Source organism: Flavivirga aquimarina, assembly GCF_030540835.1.
Taxonomy (GTDB): domain Bacteria; phylum Bacteroidota; class Bacteroidia; order Flavobacteriales; family Flavobacteriaceae; genus Flavivirga; species Flavivirga aquimarina.
The window spans coordinates 1-2,069 of the sequence record NZ_JAUOEK010000083.1 but is presented as its reverse complement, the minus strand read 5'-3'; the positions used below and the strand labels follow the sequence as shown (position 1 = coordinate 2,069).

Below are 2,069 nucleotides of genomic sequence, written 5' to 3'. Positions count from 1 at the left end.
TTCTCCTGCCTGCCGGCAGGCAGGTTTGTTACTTTTCTTTGGACGAGCAAAGAAATCGAAGATTCATGAACTCCTATTTATCAAATAAGATTTGTGAACTAAAAGTAAATAATAAAATAGAAACCTTCTTTAAAAGATGTGGGTACACCGTAGCTGCCGGCTGGCAGGTTTCACGAATTCACACGAATTCAGTTTTACCATATTTCACGAAGCAGACTTTCAGTCTGCCAAAACGAACCTATGGACTTCCAGTCCATAGGAGTGGTTTAGTTAAAACCAATTCAACAATTCAACCAATTGGTAACAACACACGTTTTTATTATAGAACAATAGAACCTATATTTAGATAAGCCACATGAAAGGCTTAACATATAATCATTTTTGCCCTCAGACCGTTTTTGGAAGCGTATGATAAAGGAAATCATAAAGAATCGAAAAAGTACCAATGCATCCATAGTTATTATAAAGGATATAGAAAAGAGTCAGACTTTATCAATAATGAACCATATTGCATTCTCTATTTTGAACAACAATTTGAACCAGAGCAGGAGGAGAGTGATTTTGAGGATGATTATTGGTATGAAATAACTATTGATGGGCATAAAATTATTGGACATTTCACCATAAAGTACTAAGCTTAAAATCTAAACTCTATTAAGAAGCACCCTTTATTAGTTTAGGTATTATAATAACTTCTCCGAGTATCTATTTTTACTAATAATAGGTAAGGCCAAGAAACAGATAAGAGATAACCTAACCAGAAACGTTCCAGAAAACCATTTTAGGAACAGCTCTTTAGGCAATCAAGTATCTTCTAGAACTGCTGTGATAGGCTCTTCATTAACAATGCACATCGTTAAACCCAATTTCTATAATCCCCATTTTCCCTTTTTTCATCCCATATTTAGCCAATTACAGCACTTATATTATGAAAATTTATATAAACAATGCACTTTAGAAGCTAACCATTTTAAAATAAAAGAATGAAAAAAAATTATTCTCCCAGAGCGATTCCAGCGCAAACCTTAAAAAAAGGCATTAAAAATGCCTCTTTGTTATTTTTGCTATTTATAGTAAGTGCTGCACACACCAATGCACAAATTGGTTCATGTTATGTAAACATCCCCGATGTTAATTTTAAAAACTATTTGATAAACAACACGGACATAAACACCAATAATGATATGGAAATAAGTTGTAGTGAAGCGGCCGCTTTTACAGGAACAATGCATGTTTCATTTAATAACATAGCAGATTTAACAGGTATTGAGGCTTTTGTTAATATTACATATTTAAGTTGTTCCAATAATGCTTTAACAAGTTTAGATGTCTCTGCCAATACAGCTTTAACAAGTTTAGACTGTTACGATAATGCTTTAACAAGTTTAGATTTCTCTGCCAATACAGCTTTAACAAGTTTATGGTGTAGTTCTAATGCTTTAACAAGTTTAGATGTCTCTGCCAATACAGCTTTAACAAGGTTATATTGTTGGAATAATAATTTAACAAGTTTAGATGTCTCTGCCAATACAGCTTTAACATTTTTAGATTGTCGGAATAATAATTTAACAAGTTTAAATGTCTCTGCCAATACAGCTTTAACAAGTTTATATTGTCGGAATAATAATTTAACAAGTTTAGATGTCTCTGCCAATTTAATAAATTTAAATTGTACCCACAATGCTTTAACAAGTTTGGATGTCTCTGCCAATACAGCTTTAACAAGTTTATATTGTGACGATAATGCTTTAACAAGTTTGGATGTCTCTGCCAATACAGCTTTAACAAGTTTATATTGTAACAATAATGCTTTAACAAGTTTAAACGTTGCCAATGGCAATAATACGGGGATCAGTAGTTTTGATGCCCAGAACAACCCCGATCTAAGCTGTATACAAGTGGACGATGTTACCTATAGCAACACCAATTGGGCAAATGATATAGATACCACCGCAAGTTTTAGTAACGATTGTTCTCCTATAGTGTACATCCCCGATGTCAATTTTAAAAACGCTTTGCTGTCCAACACAGCCATAAACCCCAATAACGATACAGAAATAAGTTATAAT

The 2,069-nt window shown here is 33.1% G+C and carries 3 protein-coding genes; all 3 read left to right on the top strand.

Features of this window, described 5'->3' with window-relative positions:
* Positions 1 to 350: hypothetical protein (locus Q4Q35_RS07315; RefSeq protein ID WP_303277307.1), on the top strand; the 350-nt coding region annotated here is incomplete at its 5' end.
* 48 nt (positions 351 to 398) lie between these two features.
* Positions 399 to 635, top strand: coding sequence for a T9SS type B sorting domain-containing protein (locus Q4Q35_RS07310; protein WP_303277306.1), 237 nt, complete (start codon positions 399 to 401; stop codon positions 633 to 635).
* A 348-nt stretch (positions 636 to 983) separates the two neighbouring features.
* Positions 984 to 2,069, top strand: a 1,086-nt coding sequence (locus tag Q4Q35_RS07305) for a leucine-rich repeat domain-containing protein (protein ID WP_303277305.1), incomplete at its 3' end; no start/stop codon positions are given.